20 protein-coding genes are annotated in these 23,952 nt (G+C 57.3%); 11 read left to right on the top strand and 9 right to left on the bottom strand.

What is annotated here, in order from left to right; genetic code table 11:
• Positions 1 to 314 precede the first annotated feature (314 nt).
• Entirely contained in the window at positions 315 to 905 is a 591-nt protein-coding gene (locus tag AC559G_RS18420; protein WP_498913750.1) for a Yip1 family protein, read from the top strand.
• Positions 906 to 960: 55 nt separating this feature from the next.
• Here AC559G_RS18420 and dld read toward each other — a convergent pair whose 3' ends face one another.
• Positions 961 to 2,676 carry a D-lactate dehydrogenase gene (dld, locus tag AC559G_RS18415; protein WP_438599411.1) on the bottom strand — a complete coding sequence of 572 codons (1,716 nt, stop codon included), beginning with the start codon at positions 2,674 to 2,676 and terminating at the stop codon, positions 961 to 963.
• A 494-nt stretch (positions 2,677 to 3,170) separates the two neighbouring features.
• On the opposite strand from dld, the gene ddlA reads away from it, so the two are divergent.
• Positions 3,171 to 4,277, top strand: a complete 1,107-nt coding sequence (ddlA, locus tag AC559G_RS18410; RefSeq protein ID WP_498913748.1) for a D-alanine--D-alanine ligase family protein — start codon at positions 3,171 to 3,173, stop codon at positions 4,275 to 4,277.
• 362 nt (positions 4,278 to 4,639) lie between these two features.
• On the opposite strand, the gene AC559G_RS18405 is transcribed toward ddlA, so the two are convergent.
• Both AC559G_RS18405 and AC559G_RS18400 read right to left on the bottom strand, forming a co-directional pair.
• Positions 4,640 to 5,422: an ABC transporter substrate-binding protein gene (locus tag AC559G_RS18405; protein ID WP_498913747.1), complete on the bottom strand. Its 783-nt coding sequence runs from the start codon at positions 5,420 to 5,422 to the stop codon at positions 4,640 to 4,642.
• Between the two features lie 33 nt (positions 5,423 to 5,455).
• Positions 5,456 to 6,610, bottom strand: a complete 1,155-nt coding sequence (locus AC559G_RS18400) for a methionine aminotransferase (protein ID WP_498913746.1) — start codon at positions 6,608 to 6,610, stop codon at positions 5,456 to 5,458.
• Between the two features lie 118 nt (positions 6,611 to 6,728).
• On the opposite strand from AC559G_RS18400, the gene AC559G_RS18395 reads away from it, so the two are divergent.
• Positions 6,729 to 7,661, top strand: a complete 933-nt coding sequence (locus AC559G_RS18395; RefSeq protein ID WP_498913744.1) for a LysR family transcriptional regulator — start codon at positions 6,729 to 6,731, stop codon at positions 7,659 to 7,661.
• A gap of 113 nt (positions 7,662 to 7,774) precedes the next feature.
• Positions 7,775 to 10,072 (top strand): beta-glucosidase, encoded by a 2,298-nt coding sequence (gene bglX, locus AC559G_RS18390; RefSeq protein ID WP_498913740.1) that lies wholly within the window; start codon positions 7,775 to 7,777, stop codon positions 10,070 to 10,072.
• A 271-nt stretch (positions 10,073 to 10,343) separates the two neighbouring features.
• Here the strand turns inward: bglX and AC559G_RS18385 are convergent, their stop codons facing one another.
• The 3 genes from AC559G_RS18385 to yajD form a co-directional block, all read right to left on the bottom strand.
• Entirely contained in the window at positions 10,344 to 10,643 is a 300-nt protein-coding gene (locus AC559G_RS18385; protein ID WP_498913738.1) for a hypothetical protein, read from the bottom strand.
• Complete coding sequence (locus tag AC559G_RS18380; protein WP_498913736.1) at positions 10,640 to 11,275, bottom strand: ParA family partition ATPase; 636 nt, start codon at positions 11,273 to 11,275, stop codon at positions 10,640 to 10,642. Before AC559G_RS18380 ends, AC559G_RS18385 begins: the two co-directional genes overlap by 4 nt.
• A 305-nt stretch (positions 11,276 to 11,580) precedes the next feature.
• Positions 11,581 to 11,922 (bottom strand): HNH nuclease YajD, encoded by a 342-nt coding sequence (yajD, locus tag AC559G_RS18375; protein WP_279028819.1) that lies wholly within the window; start codon positions 11,920 to 11,922, stop codon positions 11,581 to 11,583.
• 304 nt (positions 11,923 to 12,226) lie between these two features.
• Here yajD and AC559G_RS18370 point away from each other — a divergent pair, with 304 nt between their 5' ends.
• Positions 12,227 to 13,138, top strand: coding sequence for an EamA family transporter (locus AC559G_RS18370; protein WP_498913734.1), 912 nt, complete (start codon positions 12,227 to 12,229; stop codon positions 13,136 to 13,138).
• A gap of 157 nt (positions 13,139 to 13,295) precedes the next feature.
• Here the strand turns inward: AC559G_RS18370 and AC559G_RS18365 are convergent, their stop codons facing one another.
• The gene (locus AC559G_RS18365; protein ID WP_498913732.1) at positions 13,296 to 14,147 is read right to left on the bottom strand and encodes a PA4780 family RIO1-like protein kinase; all 852 of its coding nucleotides are present in this window, start codon (positions 14,145 to 14,147) and stop codon (positions 13,296 to 13,298) included.
• A 117-nt stretch (positions 14,148 to 14,264) separates the two neighbouring features.
• Positions 14,265 to 15,755 carry an alpha-amylase gene (gene amyA, locus AC559G_RS18360; protein ID WP_498913731.1) on the bottom strand — a complete coding sequence of 497 codons (1,491 nt, stop codon included), beginning with the start codon at positions 15,753 to 15,755 and terminating at the stop codon, positions 14,265 to 14,267.
• Between the two features lie 556 nt (positions 15,756 to 16,311).
• Between amyA and AC559G_RS18355 the strand changes: the two genes are divergently transcribed.
• The 6 genes from AC559G_RS18355 to AC559G_RS18330 are packed head-to-tail and all read left to right on the top strand — an operon-like array spanning position 16,312 to position 22,665.
• Positions 16,312 to 17,514, top strand: coding sequence for an acyl-CoA dehydrogenase (locus AC559G_RS18355; RefSeq protein WP_498913729.1), 1,203 nt, complete (start codon positions 16,312 to 16,314; stop codon positions 17,512 to 17,514).
• A 10-nt stretch (positions 17,515 to 17,524) separates the two neighbouring features.
• Positions 17,525 to 18,730, top strand: a complete 1,206-nt coding sequence (locus AC559G_RS18350; RefSeq protein WP_498913727.1) for an acyl-CoA dehydrogenase — start codon at positions 17,525 to 17,527, stop codon at positions 18,728 to 18,730.
• On the top strand, positions 18,727 to 20,112 hold the full coding sequence (locus tag AC559G_RS18345) for an LLM class flavin-dependent oxidoreductase (RefSeq protein WP_498913725.1): 1,386 nt from the start codon (positions 18,727 to 18,729) through the stop codon (positions 20,110 to 20,112). Before AC559G_RS18350 ends, AC559G_RS18345 begins: the two co-directional genes overlap by 4 nt.
• A gap of 18 nt (positions 20,113 to 20,130) precedes the next feature.
• Complete coding sequence (locus tag AC559G_RS18340; RefSeq protein WP_121552946.1) at positions 20,131 to 20,943, top strand: MetQ/NlpA family ABC transporter substrate-binding protein; 813 nt, start codon at positions 20,131 to 20,133, stop codon at positions 20,941 to 20,943.
• Between the two features lie 2 nt (positions 20,944 to 20,945).
• Complete coding sequence (locus tag AC559G_RS18335) at positions 20,946 to 22,031, top strand: methionine ABC transporter ATP-binding protein (RefSeq protein WP_498913722.1); 1,086 nt, start codon at positions 20,946 to 20,948, stop codon at positions 22,029 to 22,031.
• The gene (locus AC559G_RS18330; protein WP_095845333.1) at positions 22,015 to 22,665 is read left to right on the top strand and encodes a methionine ABC transporter permease; all 651 of its coding nucleotides are present in this window, start codon (positions 22,015 to 22,017) and stop codon (positions 22,663 to 22,665) included. The genes AC559G_RS18335 and AC559G_RS18330 overlap by 17 nt, the downstream gene beginning before the upstream one ends.
• A gap of 36 nt (positions 22,666 to 22,701) precedes the next feature.
• On the opposite strand, the gene AC559G_RS18325 is transcribed toward AC559G_RS18330, so the two are convergent.
• Complete coding sequence (locus AC559G_RS18325; RefSeq protein WP_279028877.1) at positions 22,702 to 23,661, bottom strand: sulfonate ABC transporter substrate-binding protein; 960 nt, start codon at positions 23,659 to 23,661, stop codon at positions 22,702 to 22,704.
• Between the last annotated feature and the right edge of the window lie 291 nt (positions 23,662 to 23,952).

Below are 23,952 nucleotides of genomic sequence, written 5' to 3'. Positions count from 1 at the left end.
GCGCTCACCTGGCGGATTTCATCATGGTTCGGGTCACAGCAAGACCCCGAAAGAAACCGGATATATGGCTGCAATACCTGTTCACGTTTTCAGAAAAAAACATTGGCATTATCGGAGCGTCCATATAGGCCGAGTAACCAAGCCAACGCACCTGCAACTTGAAGGATGACGAGTATAAAACAACGGCGGCGAGGCGTGCGATTGGTGATTGATTGGCTATAATTTGTACTGATGCCGGCGATTAAGCGAAGCCATTTCATGGCCGGGTGGGTCACCCACCGCGGGCATACTGCGGCAAAATGGGGGAGAGGATTATGGTCAATCATGTTTGGGGGTTGCTGGCGCATCCCGCTACCGAATTCAAACAGATAAAACGCGAGAACGAGTCGATCGCGCACCTCTATACACATCACGTGCTGTTACTGGCCGCGATTCCGGTGATTTGCGCCTTTATCGGCACCACCCAATTGGGGTGGCTTTCCGGCGGCGGGCACGCCATACGGCTGAGCATCCCGGCGGCGTTATTTGCCGCGTTGCTGTTTTATGTGTTGATGCTGGCGGGCGTGGCGGTGATGGGGCAGGTGATTCACTGGATGGCGCGGCGTTATGATTCACGCCCAAGCCTGCACCGCTGCATGGTGTTTGCCGGCTACGTAGCGACACCGATGTTCCTTAGCGGTGTGGTCGCCCTGTACCCAATGGTATGGCTGTGTTTGTTTGTCGGTATTATCGGGCTGTGCTATTCCGGCTACCTGTTGTATCTGGGCATTCCGCATTTCCTGAATATTGATAGCCAGGAAGGGTTTATCTTCTCAAGCTCCACCTTCGCCATTGGGATTCTGGTGCTTGAGCTGATGCTTGGCCTGACGGTGGTGTTGTGGGGGTATGGTTCGTGGTTGTTCTGACCTTGGCGTTGTAGTACGCCCCGGCGGGTTTGCCGGGGTCTGTGCCGGGGCCGGCTTAGTGGCCGTCGCCCTGCCAGTTTTTCAGCTTGCTGGTTTTGCCTATGCCCGGATTAAAGCTATTGGTTGGGTCGGCGGCCTGGTAAAAGGCCTTCAGCGCCGGTTTGGCGTGGTACAGGTGGCCGACGTTGTGCTCGGCCGGGTATTCTGCGCCACGCTTATCAAGCAGCGCCAGCATTTGCTCTTTCAGCCGGTGGGTATCCACCCCTTTCTTCACGACGTAATCCTGATGGAATACGTGGCACATAAAGTGGCCGTAATACAGCTTGTGTACCAGTTGGCTGTCGATCTCCGGCGGCAGGGTTTCAAACCATTCGGTATCGTTACGGCGCAAGGCGATGTCCAACGGCAGAATATTTTCCACTTCATTGGCGTGGACGGCATGGTAGCGCACCGCCGCCCCGGCGGCAGCGAAACGGTGTAGAAAGGCTTTCTTGCCTTCTTCCTCTGTGCAGACGAAAAAATCCCCCTCGGCCTGGGCGAAATAGGTTTTCAAGTAAGCGTGCGCTTCCTCTATGCCCGCCCCAGACATTTTCAGCAACAGATGGTGTTCGAAACGATCGCGGTATTCCTTCATCCGTTTCGGCAGGTGGTTGGGCACCAGGTGGCTCAGCCCCTGCATCACCCGATCGGTCAGATTGTGCGGCAGCAGCGGCAACTTGTTGAAACTGGCGTCCAGCCGCCCCTTCAGGGTAAAGAAGCGCGGCATTTGATCGGTGCCGAGTTTGTCGATCATGATAAAGGTGTCTTTGCCATACACTTCGGCAATATCGAAAATATCGCGGTGCATATATTCACCGGCCACCGGCAGGTTGCTGAACTGGCTTAAAATGTGGCGGCGCAGCTCGGTCAGCACTTCGGTATGGTTGGTGCCAATGTAGAACACCTGCTGCTGGTTTTCCTTTTCGAAGGTGTCCAACCGCACGGCGAATACCGCCAGCTTGCCAGCGCAGCCGGAGGCCTCGTACAGCCGGCGCTTATCCGCGTTGAAACGGGAAGGGGTATCGGCATCCACATCGCGCACCCGCTGGGCATATTCGTGATCGGAAGCCTGATGGCCGCTGTGTTCCACGTCTTCCGGGCGGTAGTCGCCTTGCTCAAGCCTGGTCAGAATTTCTTCCGGCGTGTTGCCCAGTTTGATGCCAAGGTGGTTGACCAGCCGCAGTTGCCCATCAGCATCCAGTTGGGCGAACAGCGCCATTTCGGTATAGGCTGGCCCGCGTTTAACCAGTGAGCCGCCGGAGTTGTTGCACACACCGCCCACCACCGAAGCGCCGATACAGGAAGAACCAATGACCGAATGCGGTTCACGGCCATAGGGCTTGAGCACTTTTTCCAGTTTGTACAGGGTGCCGCCGGGGAAGCTGATGACCTGTTTGCCGTTGTCCAGCACCTGGATATGATCCAGGCGTAGGGTGCTGATGATCACGATGTCACGATCGTAATCATCGCCGCTTGGCGTTGAACCTTCGGTCAGGCCGGTGTTGGCGGCTTGCATGATGACGATTTTGTCTGCGGCGACGCAGGCCTGCAGGATCTGCCAGATGTGCAACAGGCGGTTGGGAAACACCACCGCCAGTGCGTTGCCGCCGCCGGAGCGGAACCCTTTACGATAGCGTTCGGTGTCGCGCTCGCCGGTAAGCACCTGGGCGCTGCCGACAATATTTTTCAGTTGTTTGATTAATTCCTGATTTTCCTGACTTGCGGACTGCATGATGCATACTCCCTGTGACATACAATGTTGTCCCAAATCCCCGCTCTCAGTATTGATAACAAGCGTTTGGGGCTGTGGCGGCGCTGCATTGGCTGATAGGTGCAACGCCGGCGTGGTCAGGCGACCGGCCACGTGGTTCTGTGTTGTGCGAGAGTTGGCCCGCGTGCGCAACGCCCGCTGGCGGAAGGATGAGTGGCCGGGATGGGTACCATTCATTGGCGCTGAGCGCGGCGGCGGCACGGAAACTTTCCATGCTGGAAGTGCCTTCGCAAATGACAGGGTTGAGCATAGCAAAGAGTTGTGTCAACGGCGCGGTGGAATGTTACATTTGTACAATCCGTTTACAATATCGTGCGGCTCGTCGCTATTTTAGCCGCTTTGCCGCCGGCCACCGGTTTTGCCGTGATAATTGCGCAGCCAATGATTGCCGATGCCGGGCATTGCGTTTATTGTGATTACAGCTTTTTACATGACTTTTCAGAAGGATTGCAGGCGTGGCTAAATTACGTGTTGGGGTGATTTTTGGCGGTAAATCGGCGGAGCATGAGGTTTCGTTGCAATCGGCAAAAAACATTGTGGATGCCATCGACAAAGAGAAATTCGACGTCACGCTGTTGGGGATCGATAAGCAAGGGCAATGGCATATCAATGATGCGTCCAACTATCTGCTGCATGCGGAAAACCCGGCGTTGATCGCACTCAACCACTCCAATAAAAACGTTGCGCTGATCCCGGGCCAGGAAAAGCAGCAGTTAATCGAAGCCGGTAGCGCCGGCGCACTGACCCAGCTTGATGTGGTGTTCCCGATCGTGCACGGCACGCTGGGCGAAGATGGCTCGTTGCAAGGGCTGTTGCGTATGGCCAATATTCCGTTCGTCGGGGCTGGGGTGCTTGGCTCTGCGGTCAGCATGGATAAAGACGTCACCAAACGCCTGCTGCGTGATGCTGGGCTGGCCGTGGCGCCGTTTGTGACCTTAACGCGCAGTAACCGCGGCAAATTCAGCTTTGAACAACTGAGTGATAGCCTGGGCCTGCCGATGTTTATCAAGCCGGCTAACCAGGGCTCTTCGGTCGGTGTTAGCAAAGTGAAAAACCAGGCAGAGTTTGAGCAGGCGGTGGCGCTGGCGTTCAGCTTCGATCACAAGGTGCTGGTGGAATCCGCCATCGTCGGCCGTGAGATCGAATGCGCTGTGCTGGGCAATGATGAGCCGCAGGCCAGCGTATGCGGTGAAATTGTGCTGAGCGATGAGTTTTACTCTTACGACACCAAGTACATCAATGAGCAGGGCGCGCAGGTGATGGTGCCGGCGGCGATTTCATCCGAGGCCAGCGATAAAATCCGCGATGTGGCGTTGAAGGCGTTTCGTGCGCTGGACTGCACGGGCATGGCGCGCGTCGATGTGTTCCTGACGCCGGATAACAACGTGATTGTTAATGAAATTAATACGTTGCCGGGGTTCACTAATATCAGTATGTACCCTAAGCTGTGGGGCGCCAGCGGCGTGAGTTATACCCAATTGATTACGACGTTGATCGAGCTGGCGCTGGAACGCCATCAGCAGGATCGCGCATTGCAAAGCTCGGTGTTCGAGCGCAGTTAGTACCCTCACCCCAACCCTCTCCCACCGGGAGAGGGAGGCGTTCAGGTGTTGTTATCCGTAAAGCGTTATCCTGCGGGCTGGGGAGTACCCACTCCCAAAGATGATATGTGCACATTCAGTTCCCTCTCCCTATGGGAAAGGGCCGGGATGAGGGGCCGTTCTCTGAAGGTAATGCGTGCACATTCAGTTCCCTCTCCCTATGGGAAAGGGCCGGGATGAGGGGCCGTTCTCTGAAGGTAATGCGTGCACATTCAGCCCCCTCTCCCTATGGGAAAGCGCCAGGGTGAGGGGCCGTTCTCTGAAGGCAATGCATGCACATTCCGTACCCTCTCCCTGTGGGAGAGGGTTAGGGTGAGGGGTAGTTACTTCACCGTCACATCAATATCGCCAAAATACTTCTTCGCCAGCGTATTGACCGTGCCCTGCTGCTGAACCTCGGTAATGGCGGCGTTCAGTTTGTTGCGCAGCGCGTCATCGCCTTTACGCAGGCCGAAGGCGATGCCTTCGCCGAAGATCTTCTCGTCGTGCACCGTATCGCCAACGAACGCAAACCCTTTGCCATCCGGCCGATCGAGGAAACCGCCCTGGCCTGCAGGCGCCATGATCAAGGTGGCGTCAAGGCGGCCGGCGGTCAGATCCAGATAAACCTGGTTTTGATCCTGATAAGAAACCACGTTCACCCCTTTCGGCGCCCAGTGCACCTTGGCGTAGCTCTCCTGGATTGAGCCTTGCAACACGCCGACGCTTTTACCGGCCAGCGACTGTGCATCTGGCTTCAGGCCGCTGTCCGCTTTGGCAATCAGGCGGTTCGGCACTTGGTAGATGGGATTAGTGAAATCAATCGCCTGTTTGCGCTGCTGGGTGATGTTCATCGCCGAATTGATAACGTCGAATTTACGGGCCTGCAGCGCCGGGATCAGGCTGTCAAACGATGCCTCCACCCAGCTGCATTTCAGTTTCGCTGCCGCGCACACCGCGTTGCCCAAATCAATATCGAAGCCTTCCAACTGCCCGCTGGCGGACTTTGATTCGAACGGCGGATACAATGCCTCCAGGCCAAAACGCATGCTCTGTTCCGCGCCCAGGGTCGCGCCGCTTGCCAGCAGGCAGCCGGCGGCAATCAGCATTTTCAGTGAGTTTTTCATCTGTGTTATTTCCCGTAGTCAGCGTGCAATGGATTATACCTGGCACAGGCGGCGGGCGCCTTCGAGCAGGGTATCGTTATCTTTGGAGAAGCTTAACCGAATGATGCCGGTGTCCGTGCCGTTGCTGTAAAACGCCGACAGCGGAATGGTCGCGACTTTGGCTTCGCGGATCAGGCGCACCGCAAAGTCGTTATCGCTTTCATTGCTGAAACCGCTAAAACGCGCCAGCATAAAGAAGCTTCCACGGCTTGGCAGCAGTTCAAAGCGCGAATCTTTCAGCGCGTTGGCCAGCAGATCGCGCTTTTGCTGGTAAAACGCAGCCAGCCCCAGATAGCTTTGCGCATCGGCCAGCGCCGCGGCAAAGGCATATTGCATCGGGGTGTCGGCCGAGAACACCATAAACTGGTGCACTTTACGAATCTCATCCATCAGCGCGGCCGGCGCCATGCAGTAACCCACGCGCCAGCCAGTGACGTGGTAGGTTTTGCCAAAGGAAGAAACCACCACGCTGCGTTCGGCCAACTGCGGGTGGCGCGCCATGCTGTGGTGAAGTTGGCCGTCGAACACCACGTGTTCATAAACCTCGTCGGACAGGATCATGATATCAGTATTGCGCGTCAGTGCGATCAACCGTTCAATGTCATGTTCATTCAGCACGTTGCCGCTGGGGTTGTGCGGGCTGTTGATAATGATCATGCGCGTGTTGCCGTTGATGGCGGCGGCCACTTGATCCCAATCAATGTGAAAATCTTCCAGCGAAAGCGCGATCGCCACCGGCGTGGCGCCCTGCAGGCGCACGATCGGGGCATAGCTGTCAAACGCCGGCTCGAAGTAGATCACCTCATCGCCTGGGTGCACCAGCGCGCTAATGGAGGAATATAACCCTTCGCTGGCGCTGGCGATCACCGTGATTTCATCATCGGGGTGATAGCGGGCGCCATATAATTTTTCAATCTTTGCCGCCAGCGCTGCGCGCAATGCCGCCACGCCGCTCATCGGCGCATACTGGTTATGACCCGCGCGCATGGCTTGCGCCACGGCTTCGGTCAGTTCGGGCGCGCAGGCGAAATTCGGTGCGCCCTGCGACAGGTTAAGAGCCTGATGTTCAGCGCTAAGCTGGCCGATCACGGTAAAAATAGTGGTGCCAACGTCCGGTAGTTTTGAACGTTGTGAGCAGGCGCTCTGCATGAGGGACTCCTGTTTAAGCATGGGCGATTGTTTGATTAGGCATCAGAAACCTTTGGGCGAACAAGGGAAACTTTGTCATACTTGCCATGCATTCAGATCATGGCTTACGGGAGCCGTTATGCAGTCATCACTGCCGTCGCTTGATGTATTGAAAACCTTTGTCGTGGTGGCGCAGCGGCTGAATTTTACCCATGCCGCCAACGCATTACACCTGACCCAGGGGGCCGTCAGCCGCCAGATTCTGGGGCTGGAGCGGCAGTTGGGCTATCCGCTGTTCAGCCGGCGCGCGCGCGGCCTGGCGCTCACGCCGCAAGGGGCGAAGCTGCTGGCGCCGGTGCAACAGGCGCTGGGGCAACTGGAGGAAGCGCTGGTCAGCGTCAGCGCGCAGCCCGGTACCCTGCGTATCAAATGCCCGACCTGTGCCATGCGCTGGGTATTGCCGCGCATTATTCGTTTGCAGAATGAACGGCCTGAAATGCACATCGAATTAACCGCTGCGGTTTCGCACGGGCTGGATTTCAGCACCGAGAGTTTTGACGCCGCGGTGGTGTTCGGGCCGCCGCCGGGCAAGCGGCTGGCGGCACATCTGCTGTTTGACGAGGTCCTTACGCCGGTCTGCACGCCGTCTTATTTGGCCGGTTTGGGCCGTGCTCCCACGCTGGCGGATTTGGCGGGGAAAATCCTGTTGCACCCCACGCGCGATCGCTGTGACTGGCTGCGTTGGCTGAAGGCCGCCGGGCAAGAAGGGCTGCCGGCGGCCAAAGCACAGCATTTCGATACCCTTGATCTGGCGATGAGCGCCGCGCTGCAAGGGTTCGGTATCGCCATCGGCGATCCCTGCCTGCTGGAAGACGATCTTCAGGCCGGCCGCATCGTGATGCCGTTTCCCGTGAGCGTGGTCAGTGGCGCCGCGTATTATCTGGTCTATCCTGAAAGAGCAGTGATACCGGCCGCGCTGGCGGCATTGGTGGGGTGGTTAAGCCGCGAGGCGCAAAGCAGCCGTGAACGCCAGGCGCAATATCGCTCCGCTCACGCCGGTAATGCTTTGTAAACATTATTCCCACTAATTGTTTATGCCGCGAAAAGGCCTGTGGCAAACTATTTCTTCACGTCGATCAATCATTCTGCTCGCTGGTAGCGGCGGTAGTCGCCTGAGATAACAATATGAAATGGCTCTGTGTGGTGAGTGTGTTAGCCGGTCTGTCCATCAGCCCGGCATTTGCGCAAGGAACGGGCGCAACGCAAGGAATCAATGTTCAACAGCGTGATGCATTTATTGCCAAACTGATGGGGCAAATGACGCTGGAAGAGAAAATCGGCCAGTTGCGTTTAATTAGCGTGGGGCCGGATAACCCGAAAGAAGCGATTCGGGAAGGGATCCGCAAAGGGCAGATTGGCGCGATTTTCAATACGGTGACCCGGCCGGATATCCGGGTGATGCAGGATCAGGCGATGCAACTCAGCCGCCTGAAAATTCCCCTTTTCTTTGCCTATGACGTTGTACACGGGCAGCGAACCATCTTCCCGATAAGCCTGGGGCTGGCGGCCAGTTTTGATACGCAGGCTATCGCCCGGAGCGCCCGTATCGCCGCCATGGAAGCCAGCGACGACGGCCTGAACATGACGTTTGCGCCGATGGTGGATATCACGCGCGATCCGCGCTGGGGCAGGGTGTCGGAAGGCTTTGGCGAAGACACTTGGCTGGTGTCAAAGATTGCCTGGCTGATGGTGGATAATCTGCAAAATGGCGATCCGGCCAAACCGGGGGCGGTGATGGCCAGCGTCAAGCATTTTGCGCTGTATGGCGCTACGGAAGGCGGGCGTGATTACAACACCGTCGACATGAGCCCGCTGCGGATGTATCAGGACTATCTGCCGCCTTACCGGGCGGCGATCGATGCCGGCAGCGGCGGGGTGATGGTGTCGCTCAATTCGATTAACGGCATACCCGCCACGGCGAACCCGTGGCTGTTGAAGGATTTACTGCGCAACCAGTGGAGTTTCGGCGGGATCACCATCAGCGATCACGGCGCCATCAAAGAGCTTATCAAGCACGGCGTGGCGATGGATGCGCGTGATGCGGTGCGCCTGGCGATCACCTCCGGCGTGGATATGAGCATGAGCGATGAGTTCTACGATAAATATCTGCCGGGGCTGGTGAAAGCGGGCCTGGTGAAAGAAAGCGATATCGATCGCGCCTGCCGCAATGTGCTGAATACCAAATATGCCATGGGGCTGTTTAATGATCCTTATGCGCACCTTGGTCCGGTCGGCAGCGATCCAAAGGATACCAACGCTGAAAGCCGCCTGCACCGGGCCGAAGCCCGTGAAGTGGCGCGAACTACCATGGTGTTGTTGAAGAACGATCGCCAGACACTGCCGCTGCGCAAACAGGGCACTATTGCCCTTATCGGGCCGTTGGCCGACAGCCAGCGTGACGTGATGGGCAGTTGGTCGGCGGCCGGGGTAGTCAAGCAGTCGATCACCCTGCGCGCCGGCTTGCAAAATGCGGTGGGCGATAAGGCAAAAATTCTGTATGCCAAAGGCGCGAATATTACCCAGGATAAAAGCATCATTGATTATCTGAATTTGTATGAGCCGGCGGTAGTGTTTGATAATCGTCCGCCGCAGCAAATGATAGATGAAGCGCTGGCGGCGGCCCGGCAGGCCGATGTGATCGTGGCCGTCGTCGGGGAATCGCAGGGGATGGCGCATGAAGCATCCAGCCGTGCCGACATTACGATCCCGCAGAGCCAGCGCGATCTGATCGCCGCCCTGAAGGCCACCGGCAAGCCCCTGGTGCTGGTGCTGATGAATGGCCGCCCGTTGGCGCTAAGCTGGGAAAGCCAACAGGCCGATGCCATGTTGGAAACCTGGTTTAGCGGCACCGAGGGCGGTAATGCGATAGCCGACGTGCTGTTCGGCGATTATAACCCTTCGGGCAAGCTGCCGATGACTTTCCCGCGTTCCGTCGGGCAGATCCCGCTGTACTACAACCATCTGAATACCGGCCGGCCGTTTAACCCTGAGAAGCCGGACAAGTATACTTCGCGCTACTTTGATTCGCCGAATGGGCCGCTGTATCCGTTCGGCTATGGCTTGAGCTATACCACCTTCAGCCTGACGGATCTGAAGCTGTCTGGCTCACAGATGGCGCGCAACGGCAAGATCACCGCCAGCGTAACGCTGAAAAATACCGGCAAGTATGACGGTGCTACGATCGTACAGCTATATGTGCAGGATGTGGCCGCATCGGTCAGCCGCCCGGTGAAGGAACTGCGTAATTTTAAAAAGGTGATGTTGAAGGCCGGTGAGTCGCAGCGGGTTGAATTGCCCATCACCGAAGACGATCTCAAATTTTATAATGCCAGCCTGAAGTGGGGCGCCGAGCCCGGTCAGTTTGCTGTGTTTGTGGGCCTGGATTCCGATAATCTGCAGCAGCAGAGTTTTACCCTGCAATAAGCTTTGCTCTTTTCCCTCACCCTAACCCTCTCCCAGTGGGAGAGGGGATAGCCCGGCGCTTGCCGCGGTTTTGGTGAATTTATTGGTGGGCACAATCTGTTCCCTCTCCCTTGGGGGAGGGGATAGCCCGGCGCTCGCTGCGGCTTTGGTGAATGGATAAGGGGCAGGGCCTACTTGCGGGCACAATCTGCCCCCTCTCCCTTGGGGAGAGGGCTGGGGTGAGGGGCCGTACAGCATAGCTATTAGCTTACTTAGCTAATAGCTTAATAAGTTAACTGCGCGCTTTCAGCAATGCCAACAGCTGTGCTTCGTTGTTGCCCGCAAAACCGTCAATCGCCAGCTTAATCACGTCAGAACGGGTAACGCGCACAATACCGTTGCGCGCCGCCAGCATGATAATTTCGTCAATCATCTCAACATGGCTGTCGGTCAGGCTAACCGAGATGGCTTTATAAGTGCGTTTACGCCCCTGCGGTTTGCTTTCAACCGCAGGAACCGCCAGCGTATGCGATGTGGCGCTGTTGATAAACTCATCTTCCGTCATGCGTTGGGTTGGCGTGCGTTTTTTCATAAGATGACTTCCTTGACCAGGCTTTCAATCTCATTTTGCGCTTTTTCATTATTGGCTTCGTGAATAGTGATCGCCTCGCCCCAGGCATCGCGGTAGATTTTGCGATCGCACAGGCGGTTGCTCACCAGCATAAATTCCGGGTATTCGCTTAACACTTCCGCCGCTTCATTGGCTTCATTGATGAAGATGTTGGTCGGGCACATGTTCAACACAATGTAGCCTTTCACCTTCTCATTATATTCCTGCGCGGTAGAGAACATTTCCGAAAGGTAGCCGATGGTATCCAGGTCCATCTGCGAAGGGCGCAGCGGGGAGAGGAACAAATCAGCCGCCAACAGGCCGGAACGCAATTCGGCGCTGTCCCGCCCGGCGGTATCGACAATCACGTAGTCGTAATGGCGATCCAATTCCAGCAGGGTTTCTTTGATTTTTCCTGAAGCGGCAACGACAGGGATATGCGGCAGGCCACCGACGTTTTGCCGATCGTTGTACCAGGTCATGATCGATTTCTGGTCGTCGGCATCAACGATGATCGCCGTTTTGCCCTGCTTGAGAATTAAGTAACCGGCAATATTTACTGCCTTTGTCGATTTCCCGACGCCGCCCTTTTGGGAGCCAATCAAAACAATCATGCTGCCATCTCTTAAATTGTTAAGCTGATAACTTATTAAGTTAGTTGCTTGATAGGTTGATAATTAAACAGGCTAATAAGCGCTACCTTTAACAATATGCCTTAACGATTGGCGCTTGCCAAGCTGCGATTTCATTGGCCTGAGCCGGTATTTTGCTGGCAAAGCGCCCGGCGGGTAAGTAGGAATGTTCCGGGAAAACAGAAGTGATAAGTTATTGGCTTATTAAGCTAGTAACTTATTGGGTTGGTAACTTATTGCCGGTGCGGTTGCAACCGGCAATCACGCCGAGCGATGTTTCGCCGGCGTTATTTTTTCATCATGGCTTTCAGGTTGGCGAACGGGTTGTGCGTGGCCATGCCCACGTCTTTTTGCGCATCTTCCCCGGCCACGACCGTGGTGCCGTATAAATCCGCCTGCGTGTATTTTTCATGTTCGTGGTCATGGCAATACAGGCACAGCATTTCCCAGTTGCTGCCGTCTTCCGGATTATTACTGTGATCGTGATCGATGTGGTGCACTGTCAGCTCACGCAGGTTGGAGTAAACAAACTCACGTGAACAGCGCCCGCACACCCAGGGGAACAGTTTCAGCGCTTTTTCGCGGTAGCCCATTTCCAGCTTCGCGTAGTTTTTCGGGATATATGCCATAGCGGATCCATTGGTTGAATATGTTGGTCACCCTTCAAGCCGTATGCGCACTGGCTTTCCTGTAACTCAAATCAGGCAGAGTAACAGCACAGAAAAAAGCCGGCCGGTGCGCCTTGAAGGCGTGGGGCTGAGTAAAACCTCTGGCGAACATAATACCATAGTGCGCCTGCGGGATAGTGCGGGTGCGGTTTGAGTTTTGCTCACTGCCTGTGTTGCTGAAGATTGCACAGATCTGTATGTATTGCCCCACGGCATTTCACTGTAGGCTGAGATGAGGTGTATTAATCAGGAATGGTGGGGGAACATGACGTTACGCGATCGGTTGCTGGCGCTGTTGGTTGTAGTTATCTGGGGCATGAATTTCGTCGTGATCAAATACGGGCTACAGGGTGTGCCGCCGTTTCTGCTGGCCGGTCTACGTTTTTTGCTGGTCGGGGTACCGGCAATCTTCTTTATTCCTCGCCCCAAATTGCCTTGGACGTGGCTGGTTTATTATGGCCTGACCATGAGCTTTGGTCAGTTCGCGCTGCTGTTTCTTGCGATTAAGCTGGGGATGCCGGCCGGGTTGGCTTCGCTGGTGATCCAGGCCCAGGTGTTCTTTACCCTGCTGCTGGGGATGGTGCTGATGGGGGATAAACTGCGTGCCAATCACCTGGCCGGTATCGTTGTTGCCTGTGCGGGGATGCTATTGCTGGCCCTCGCTAGCCTGCGCCACCAACTGGGCAGCAGCGCCGTGCCGCTGGCCGGCTTGTTACTGACGCTTGGCGCTGCGTTTTCCTGGGCGCTGGGCAATATGGCCAACAAAAAAATTATGGCGGCGTTTCCGCAGCCGGGTGTCCTGCCGTTGGTGGTATGGAGCGCCTTGATCCCGGTGTTACCGTTTTTGGCATGTAGTTGGCTATTTGACGATCGCTTGCAGGTTGTCGCCAGCCTGGTTCACCCACAATTAAGCAGTGTCTTGGTGGTGCTGTATCTGGCCTTTGCCGCCACGCTGTTCGGCTATTCAGTGTGGGGCAATCTGTTGGCGCGCTACGAAACCTGGCGTGTGGCGCCGCTGGCACTGTTGGTGCCGTTGGTCGGCTTGATTGGCGCCTGGGCGATTGTGGGGGAAGCATTGTCGGCGCTGCAAGCCGCCGGCGCGCTGCTGGTGCTGTGCGGCATGGCGGTTAATATGTTCGGGCTGCCGCGCTGGCGCCAGTTGGGGAGGCGAGCCTGATAATGAATTTATCGGCCATGTATTCTGGTTCTGGTCGATTGAAATTGTGCGCCGTGATTTGCGTAACCGTATTACTAAACAGCCGGATGTTTCGTTAGCGTAACCGCTTGCTGACATACTTATAAAAAAATACCCTGTGTAAAGACAGGGTGTTTTTTTACTGATTATTTTCTTGCCGGGCCAGTTGCAGCCTTTGGTGCTCATCGTGGGCAGCCTGAATTTCTTCCAGTACGGCGCCAATATCGGCGCGCTTATTATCTTCGGCCACGTAGCCGCTCAGTTCACTCTCCGGCGTCAGGTTGCCTTCCTGATACAACGCCCAAATTTCCTTGGCGTATTGGCTGCCAAGCAGCTGCGGCGCAAATTGGCCGTAGTATTGCGTCATATTATTAATGTCGCGTTCGAACATGTTTTTGGCATGGTTGTTGGCCGCCGCATCGACCACCTGCGGCAAGTCGATAATCACCGGGCCGTCTTTATCCATTAATACGTTGAATTCCGACAGATCGCCGTGAACCAGCCCGGCGCACAGCATGCGGACGGCGTAGTTCATCATCAACGCGTGATCGGCCAGCGCCTGCTGCGGCTCCAGCGTAATATCGCTCAGGCGCGGCGCCACCATGCCTTCTTCGTCGGTGATCAGCTCCATCAGCAGCACGCCGTCTAGGCAAATATCCGGCTGCGGCACGCGCACGCCTGCTTTCGCCAGCAGATAGAGTGCGTCTACCTCTGTGTTTTGCCAGGCTTCTTCAAGCTGTTGGCGGCCAAAGCGCGAGCCTTTGCTCATGGCGCGCGCGTTGCGGCTGTTGCGCACCTTGCGGCCTTCCTGGTAGTGCACGGCCTGCTTGAAATTGCGTTTTTCTGCTTCTTTGTACACTTTGGCGCAGCGGATCTCATCGCCACAGCGCACGATAAACACATCGGCCTCTTTGCCGCTTTTCAAGCGGCGGATGACGTCATCAATTAAACCATCATCAACCAATGGCTGGAGTCGTTTTGGTATTTTCATGCAGCCTTGTACCCTATTTAGGCTCCGGTGTGAATGGGTTACTGCTGTCAACAGCGTGATTTAGACCGGAAAGCGCCAAAGTAGTTTCCCGCCGTTACCAGTCTGTACACGCCAGCATTACAAATTTTCGGCCAAAATCCAAACGCTAACGCTGCCGCCGTTAACTGTGAACGTAGCATTGCCGTGCTCGTCAGTCACAATCTCCTCTTCACGGTGGCCGAGAAAATCACGCCAGGTTGTGTTGGCGAGGGCTTCGCCCAGGCCGACGGCTTTCCCGGTTTCTGCGCCATTGGTCAGCACCACCACACAGCCCGGGGCCTGCTCGGTGCCGCTGCGGCTGAAGGCGATACAGTGCTTATCGTCAAAATAATCGGTTTGTGAGCCGTTGCTAAAGCGTTGGCGCGCGGCGATCAACTGCGCCAGCTCGGGAATAACCGGCAGGTCTATCTGGTACTCACCGCCGTCGTCCCCCTGGTCCTTATAACTGGCGCCGTACAAATCGGGATAGAACACGCAGGGCACGCCTTGCTCACGCAGCAGCACCAGCGCATAGGCCAGCGGTTTGAACCACGGGGCCACCGGCGCCTCCAGGGACTGAAGCGGCTGGGTGTCGTGGTTGGCGACAAAGGTGACGGCGTGGGCGGGATCGCTGGCGACCAGGGTATCGGCGAAGATGCTCGCCATATCAAACTCATCGCCCTGCTGCGACGCCAGGTGGAATTTCAGGTGCAGCCCCACATCGAACAGCATGATTTGGCCTTTCACCAGGTCGATATATTGTTGCAGCGCATCCAGATCAGGCGACCAATACTCCGCCACGATGAACAGATCGCGTTCGGCAGCGGCACGCACGTGCTCGGCCCAGTCATTGAAAAACCAGGCGGGGATATGCTTGACGGCGTCCAGCCGGAAGCCATCGCACGGCAGCGTTTCCATCAGCCAGCGCCCCCAATATTTCAACTCTTCCACCACGGCGCTATTGCGGAATTCCACGTCGGCGCCCATCAGGTAGTCAAAATTGCCTTTTTCATCGTCAACCTGCACGTTCCAGCCTTCGTCGCCGTAGTCGTTGGCGATTTTGAAAATGCCTTTTTCATCCGGCTGCTCAATATAATCAACGCCACTGAAGCATTTATAATCCCAGATGAATTTTGAATACTGCCCCTGGCGCCCCGGAAAGGTAAAACGGGTATAGGCCAGCGCATCCAGCCCTTCATCATCGATATTATTGCGATCGTTCGCGTCCACCCGGTAAACGTGCACCTGCTCTTTTTCATCGGCGCCGATTTTATGATTGAACACCACGTCATAGATCACGCGCAGGCCGTTATCGCGCAACGCCGCCGTGGCGTTGAGCAGGGCTGCTTTATCGCCATATTTAGTGGCCGTGCTGCCTTTCTGGTCAAACTCCCCCAGATCGAACAGATCATAGGTGTCGTAGCCCACCGAGTAGCCGCCGCTCGCCCCTTTATAGGCCGGCGGCAGCCAAACATCGGTAATGCCAAGTTCGGCTATCTGCGCCGCACGCTCGGCCGCCTCGTGCCAAAGTTTGCCGCCGTCGGGGTAATACCAATGGAAAAATTGCAGAAGGGTGGTTTTTTTCGTCATGGGCCAATATCCCGGTTGGTGGAAGGGGGCAAACCGGCCTTTAGCCGGCGCCGGATAGGCGAGTGCCAGCGGTGCGCTTATGCCGGCGAGGCAAGTGCAACCGGACAGGGAAGGGGGCGCAGCCTGTTTTAATCATGATCCAATTTTGCCAAAAGGGAAATGTCCGGTGTGAAAAGGTGCTCGCCGCTGGATAGAGCGCCAGCAGGCCGGGGAGCAGGCAGTCAGGATCGAGCGTCACGATGGCAGACCAGATAATCGTTGCCAAGCCCGTGATATTTGCTAAAGACGAGGGAAGTCATGATAAAACGCGCCATACGGTTAACAAGGATACAGTATACCCCATGCGGGGCTGGGCTTAGTAAAGTAAATAGACAATGCTAGCCAGCTATATTAAATAATTCGCTAACCTTTGCCATTATTCTAATAATGACTTCCCTTTACTTCTGGTTGGGCCGGTTATTATTATCGACTCAATCACATATATTTTACCTTTTAATGAATTACTGCCCTTAGCGGTAATTCCCGTAATGCTTCTACCCTAATCAGAGGAATAATCATGCCTGAGCATGGTGATACTGCTATTGCCCGCGTTATCACAACCGAGCAGGAGGCGCTGCAGGCTGCACAGGCGGTTGCCCAGGCGGCGCGCAAAGAGGCGGCGCTGCGCGATCGTGAGCGCATATACCCGGCGGAGCTGTTGGCCCTTTTCACCTTTAGCGGGCTGGGATCTATTTCCGTGCCGCGCAAATGGGGCGGCGGCGGTTTGTCTTATACCACGGTAGCTGAAGTTTTCCGTTTAATTTCCGCCGTTGATCCGGCCCTTGGCCAAATACCGCAAAATCATTTCGGCATTATTCAATTTATTCTTGATGAAGGCACGGCAGAACAACAACGTTATCTGTTTGAACGCATTGTCGCCGGGCAGCGTTTAGGCAACGGCGGGCCGGAAAAAAACACCCGCCATACGCGGGAAGTGCAAGCGCGTTTGCGGCAAACGCCGCAGGGGCTGCAACTGACCGGCGATAAGTTTTATTCCACCGGGGCGCTGTTCGCCGATATCGTGGTGACCACGGCGTTAAACGATGCCGGCCAGGCGGTGATGGCGTTTATCCCGCGCCTGGCGCCGGGGCTGGAGATTATTGATGACTGGTCCGGCATGGGGCAGCGCACCACGGCCAGCGGCACCGTGCGCCTGCGTGATACGCCGGTGGATCCGGCGTTGGTGATTCCGCAGCCGGATACTGAAAAACCCTCCCTGCGCGGGCCGGTATCACAGTTGATCCAAGCCGCGATTGACGCCGGAATTGCGCAGGGCGCGTTGGATGAAGCCTGCGAATTTGTGCGCGCCCGCTCGCGCCCCTGGGTGGATGCGGGGGTAAGCAGCAACGCGGAGGATCCCTACCTGGTGGCGGATATCGGCCGGGTAAGTATGGAACTGACCGCGGCGAATGCGCTGTTGCTGCGTGCCGCGCGCCTGCTGGACGCGCTCGATCCGGCCAACCTGACGGCGGCCGATGCGGCCAGTGCGTCAATCGCCGTTGCCGAAGCTAAAGTGTTGACCACCGAGGTGGCCTTGCTGGCAAGCGAAAAACTGCTGGAGTGGGCCGGCAGCCGCGGCACCCTGCTGGAACATGGGCTCGATCGCCACTGGCGCAACGCCCGCACCCACACCCTGCACGATCCGGTGCGCTGGAAAAACCATGCTATCGGCAACTATTACCTGAATGGGCAATTCCCGGTGCGCCACGCCTGGATTTAAGGAGATTGCGATGACATATCAACCTGATACTGGCGAACAGGCAACACGGATCGACAGCGCGGAAGCGGCGCACCAGGTGGCCGGGCAACTGGCGCAGCAGTTTCGCCGCGGCGCGGGCGAGCGCGATCGCCAACGGCAACTGCCGGTTGATGAACTGCGCACCCTGTTTCGCTCTGGGCTTGGCGCGGTGACCGTGCCGCGGGCCTATGGCGGGATAGCTTTGCCGACCTCAGAGCTGGCGAAGCTGATGACCACCCTGAGCGAGGCGGATGCTTCGATCGGCCAGGTACCGCAAAACCATTTTTATGCGCTGGAGGTGCTGCGGGTTAACGGCAGCGAAGCGCAAAAACAGCGGCTGTACGCCGAAGTGTTGGCCGGGGCGCATTTTGGCAATGCGTTGGCCGAGTTTCAGGCGCCGGCGGCACACCAACGCACCACGCGCGTCTACCGCCAACAGGAGAACTGGTTGCTGGAGGGGCGCAAATTTTACGCTACCGGCGCGCTGTTTGCCGATCGCATTCCTACCGCCGCCTACAACGAGCAGGGGAGTGAACAACTGGTATTCGTGCCGCGCCGGGCGGCCGGTGTGCAGGTGATCGACGACTGGTCGGGCTTTGGCCAGCGAACCACCGGCAGCGGCACGGTAATCTTTGAACGTTGCAACGTTGATGAGCAGGACATCGTGCCGTTCCAGGCGGCGTTTGAGCGCCCGACGGCCGTTGGCCCGTTCGCCCAGATCCTGCATGCGGCGATTGATCAAGGGATCGCCCGGGCCGCGTTCCAGGATCTGCTGGCGTTCGTGCGCGAGCGCTCGCGGCCATGGCCGGATGCCGGGGTAGAAAAAGCCGGCGACGATCCGCTGACGCTGGATCGCCTCGGCCGGTTGGCGGCGCGCTTGCAGGCCGGCGAAGCGTTGCTGGCGCTGGCGGGGGACGCGGTAGATGCCGCCCAGCAGCACAGCGATGCCGAAACGGTGGCGCTGGCGTCTGTTGAGGTTGCCAAAGCCCGCGCCTGGACCACGGAGCTCTCTCTGGCGGCGGCGAATTTGCTGTTCGAACTGTCCGGCACGCGCGCCACGCTGCAGGAGTACCAATTGGATCGCCACTGGCGCAATGCCCGCACCCACACGCTGCACGATCCGGTGCGCTGGAAATTCCCGGCGATCGGCAATTACGTGCTCAACGGTGTGCTGCCCGCGCGGCGGGGGACGCTATGAGCCTAAGCGCGAACAAAGAAATTCTGCTCAATGCGTTCAACATGAACTGTGTCGGGCATATTCATCACGGCATGTGGACGCATCCGCAGGACCGCTCGGTGGCGTTCAATCGCCTGGAATATTGGCTCGATCTGGCTCGCCTGCTGGAGCGCGGGCTGTTCGACGGCCTGTTTATCGCCGATATTCTGGGGGTGTATGACGTTTATCAAAACGGCATTGATTTAACCGCGCGTGAAGCTATTCAACTGCCGGTTAACGATCCGCTGCTGCTGGTATCGGCGATGGCGAGCGTGACGCAGCACCTGGGCTTTGGCTTAACGGCCAACGTCAGCTATGAATCGCCGTATTTATTCGCGCGCCGCTTTTCCACCCTGGATCATCTTAGCCAGGGGCGGGTAGGGTGGAACATCGTCACTGGCTATCTGGACAGCGCGGCGCGGGCCATGGGCCAGCAACAGTTGGTGGCCCACGATCGCCGCTACGATCAGGCCGATGAGTTCCTGGACGTGGCGTATCAACTGTGGGAAGGCAGTTGGCAGGATGATGCGGTGCTGGCCGACAAGCAGCGGCGTATCTATGCCGCTGCCGATAAAATTCATCAAATCCGCCACCGCGGGGAATTTTACCAGGTAGAGGGCTACCACCTGTCTTCACCTTCGCCGCAGCGCACGCCGCTGCTGTTCCAGGCCGGCGCTTCGGCGCGTGGCATCCGTTTTGCCGCCCGTCATGCGGAATGCACCTTTGTTAACGGCGCCACGCCGGCGGCCATGAAGGCGCAGGTTGATAAGCTGCGGGCCGCCGTGGTCGAGGCCGGGCGGGCGGCGGAAGATCTGAAAATCTTCATGGGCATCAGCGTGATCGTCGCCCCCACGGCGCGCGAGGCGCAGGAAAAGCATCAGGAATATCTGCGTTACGCCAGCCCGGAAGCGGGGCTGGCGCACTTTTCCAGCTCGACCGGCATTGATTTTTCCCGTTTTGCCCTCGATGAGCCGGTTGCCGGCGGGCCAACGCGGGCGATCGAATCGGTATCCAACACTTACAGCGGCTGGACCAAGAGGCGCTTGCTGGAACAGCATGCGTTGGGTGGGCGCTACCCGCTGATCGTCGGCGATCCGCAGCAGGTGGCGGACAACCTGCTGCAGTGGGTAGACCAGGCCGGTATCGATGGCTTCAATCTGACCCGCATCCTCAACCCGCAAAGCTATACCGATTTTATCGATCTGGTGATCCCTGAACTGCAGGCCCGCGGCCGTTATAAAACCGCCTATGCCGCCGGCTCGTTCAGAAAAAAACTTTTTCAGCAGCAGGATTGCCTGCCGGCAAGCCACCCTGCTGCCCGTTGGCGTACACCGGCCGCGGCCGGCGATCGCATTATTGCCTAACCTCCTGGAGCTTTTACCATGTCATTTTCCTTATTCCGTGCGCGCCATGTCCTGTTTGCCGCCCTATTGGGCATCGCCCACGCCGCTGCGGCGGCCGATTACAGCGGGCCGTTGAAAGTGGGCACCACCGCGGCGTTTGCCCCGCCGCTGGAAACCGCCGTCGAAGAAGCCAAAAAGCAGGGGCTGAATGTTGAACTGATCGAATTCAGCGATTGGATCGCCCCCAACGTCAGCCTGGAAAACGGCGATATTGACGTAAACCTGTTCCAGCACCGGCCATTTTTGGATAACGCCAACCAGGAAAGTGGCTTCCACCTGGTGGCTTACGCGCCGGCCATCATTAACAACGTCGGGCTTTACTCGAAAAAGCACAGCAAGCTGGATCAGATCCCGCAAGGCGGCACGGTAGCGATCGCCAACGATCCAATCAACGGCGGGCGCGGGCTGTTGCTGCTGCAAAAAGCCGGGCTGATCAAATTGAAACCGGGCAGCGGCATCAAATCCACCCAGAGCGATATTGTTGAAAACCCGAAAAAGCTCAAGATCATCGAAGTGGAAGCGGTGCAGCTTTCGCGCTCGCTGGATGAAGTGGATCTGGCGCAGGGCTACCCGCATTACCTGCGTTTGTCCGGGGCGATTGATCCCAACAACGCGCTGTTATTCGACGGGCTGGAAAACCCGGAATACGTGATCCAGTTTGTGATCCGCGATGGCCACCAGGACGATCCGCGGCTGCGCAAGTTTGTCGATATCTACCAGCATTCACCCGTGGTGCGCGCCAAGCTGGATAGCTTCTACGGCAAACTTTATCAACCCGGTTGGAGCCAGTAGCCATGAGCAGTTTGGTGATGCCGGAAAACGCCGCTGAATGGGCCGAAGCGTCAACCCGCCGGCCGGGTGACTGGCATGTGAAGCTGTCGGCGGTGGTGAAACGTTACCCCGGCCAACAAACCGACGCGCTGAAAAATATCCATTTGCAGGTTCGGCGCGGGGAGATCTTCGGCATCATCGGCCGCAGCGGGGCGGGCAAATCGACGTTGATTCGCCTGCTCAACCGCCTGGAAGAACCCACGGCGGGCCAGGTGGTGATCGACGGCGTGGATCTGGGGTCGTTGACGCACGCGCAGCTAGTGGCCTGGCGCCGGCGCACCGGCATGATTTTCCAGCATTTCAATTTGCTTTCGGCCAAAACCGTGCGGGAAAACATTGAATTGCCGATGCGCGTTGCCGGCGTGCCCGCCGCCGTGCGGCGGCGGAAAACCGACACGCTGCTGGCGCTGGTGGGGCTGGAAGCGCGGCAACACGCCTACCCGGCGCAGCTTTCCGGCGGGCAGAAACAGCGCGTCGGCATTGCCCGGGCGCTGGTGCACGATCCGGAACTGCTGCTGTGCGATGAAGCCACGTCGGCGTTGGATCCTGAGACCACCCGCTCGATTCTGGCGCTGCTGCGAAAAATCAACCGTGAACTGCATATTACGATCGTGCTGATCACCCATGAAATGGATGTGATCCACGATCTTTGCCAGCGCGTCGCGGTGATTGAGCGCGGTGAAATAGTCGAAAGCGGGTCTGTTTGGCAGGTGTACGGCAATCCGCAGCAGGAAACCACGCGTATTCTGTTGGCCCCCGATCGCGATGCCTTGCCGGAAGATCTGCAACGGCGGCTGCGGCCGGAACCTGCCGCCGGCTATGGCCCGCTTGTCCGCCTGCGCTATAACGGCAGCGGCGCAATGCCGCAGCTCAATCACCTGATAGCAGCATTTGGCAGCGATATTACGCTGCTGCAAAGTTCGCTGGAAAACGTACAGGGTAAAAATATCGGCCAGCTTTTACTGCGGGTGGCGCAGCCGTTGCCGCAGCCATTGCCCGCCGGGCTTGCCGATCACGTGGAGATCCTCGGTTATGTCGCTGCTTCTTGATCGCCTGTGGGCGGGGTTGGTTGAAACGCTGATGATGGTGGGGGTGTCCTCGCTGTTGGCGTTGATCATGGGGCTGCCGTTAGCGGTGATCCTGGTGGTGACCGATCGCGGCTCGCTGTATCCCAGCCGGTTGCTTAACCGCGTGCTGGGCTGGCTGGTGAACTTGTTCCGCTCGATCCCGTTTCTGATCCTGATGGTCGCTTTGATCCCGTTTACCCGCATGATTGTCGGTACGTCGTATGGCGTGTGGGCGGCAACGGTGCCGCTGACGCTGGCGGCGATGCCGTTTTTTGCCCGCATTGCGGAAGTCAGCCTGCGTGAAGTGGATGATGGCCTGATTGAAGCGGCACAGGCGATGGGGTTTAACCGTTGGCACATTGTCTGGCACGTTTTGCTGCCGGAGGCGCGGCCGGGCATTGTCAGCGGTTTTACCATCACGCTGGTGACGATGATCAACGCCTCGGCAATGGCCGGCGCCATCGGTGCCGGTGGGCTGGGGGATTTGGCCTATCGTTATGGCTACCAGCGCTTTGATACCCAGGTGATGTTGACGGTTATTGTGGTGCTGGTGGCGTTAGTCACACTGCTACAATTCTTCGGCGATCGCCTGTCGCGCCGGCTGAATCACCGCTGAAAGCCATCGGCGCTCCCAACGTGGAGCGCCGGATGCTTATCGATCCTGAGACCATTTGGCGCTGCTGACGTCAACCTTCACCGGCAACAGCCCGATCTGGGTGAATTTATCCGCCAGTACCTGCTGCTGCTGGAACACCTCTGGCGTCATCCGCTGCGCGCCGAACGGCATACGCGCCAACGCACGCCCCCAAATGGCGGCGTCCAGCCCGGTCGAATCAGACAAGATTTTTGCCGCTTCCTGCGGGTTTTTGTTGGCCCAGTCGCTCAATGTGGCGAGTTCATTAATCACCTGTTGCGCCGTATGCGGGTAAGTGTCGGCAAATTTTCGGCTGGCCAGATAGAAAGTGTAATGCGGTACCAACCCTTCTGCGTTTTTTACCAGCCGCGCTTTGGCGTTGGTTTCCACCTCGGCGTAGAACGGATCCCAAATCACCCAGGCATCGATGGCGCCCTGCTGGAAGGCGGCACGCGCATCGCTGGGCGGCAGGTAGACGGGAGTGATGTCTTTATAGGTTAAGCCGGCATCTTCCAGCGCGGTCACCAGCAGGTAGTTGACGTCTGAGCCCTTGTTCAGGCCGACGCGCTTGCCTTTCAAATCCGCCACGTTGTGGATGGGCGAGTTTTCCGGCACCACAATCGCTTCCGTTTTAGGGTTGGCCGGCGAGTGCGCCAGATACACCAGATCGGCCTTTGCCGCTTGGGCAAAGGTCGGCGGCGCATCGCCGGTGGCGGCCAGATCGATACTGCCGACGTTCAAGCCTTCCAGCATCTGTGGGCCGGCGGGGAATTCCACCCAGCGCACGGCGATCCCTTGCCGTTTGAAGTTTTCGTCCAATGTGCCGCGGTATTTCAACAGGGCAAAGATATTGGCTTTTTGATAGCCGATATTGATGGTTTTCGGCGCCTCCTCGGCAAACGCGGTTCCCGGTGCAGCGGCGCTGGCAAGCAGCAGTGTCAGGGCGAGCAAAGAAGCGCCCAATAGGTTCTGTTTCATCGTGTTATCTCATGGCTGGGGGAGAGTAGAGACGATAACAAAACACGCATATAGCAATTAAATAACTTAATTTAACTTGTTATTCATTTTTGTTTTATTTGGGGGGATCTGGCCGGGGGAAATCAGGCTGATGGTTCCCCACAAAAATGCAGACAGGCATAGCTGGATATGATCTACTTCGTGCGCCAACAAAAAGTAAAGGACCCCGCTATGCCTGTTACACAAGTCTGCCAGAAATTTCTTCAGAAATCTCTCTCAAATACCCATGCCTATCGTCGTGACGCCTTAATC

The sequence above is a fragment of the Gibbsiella greigii genome, from assembly GCF_039540155.1.
GTDB lineage: Bacteria > Pseudomonadota > Gammaproteobacteria > Enterobacterales > Enterobacteriaceae > Gibbsiella > Gibbsiella quercinecans.
This window is presented reverse-complemented; position numbering and strand designations above follow the sequence as displayed.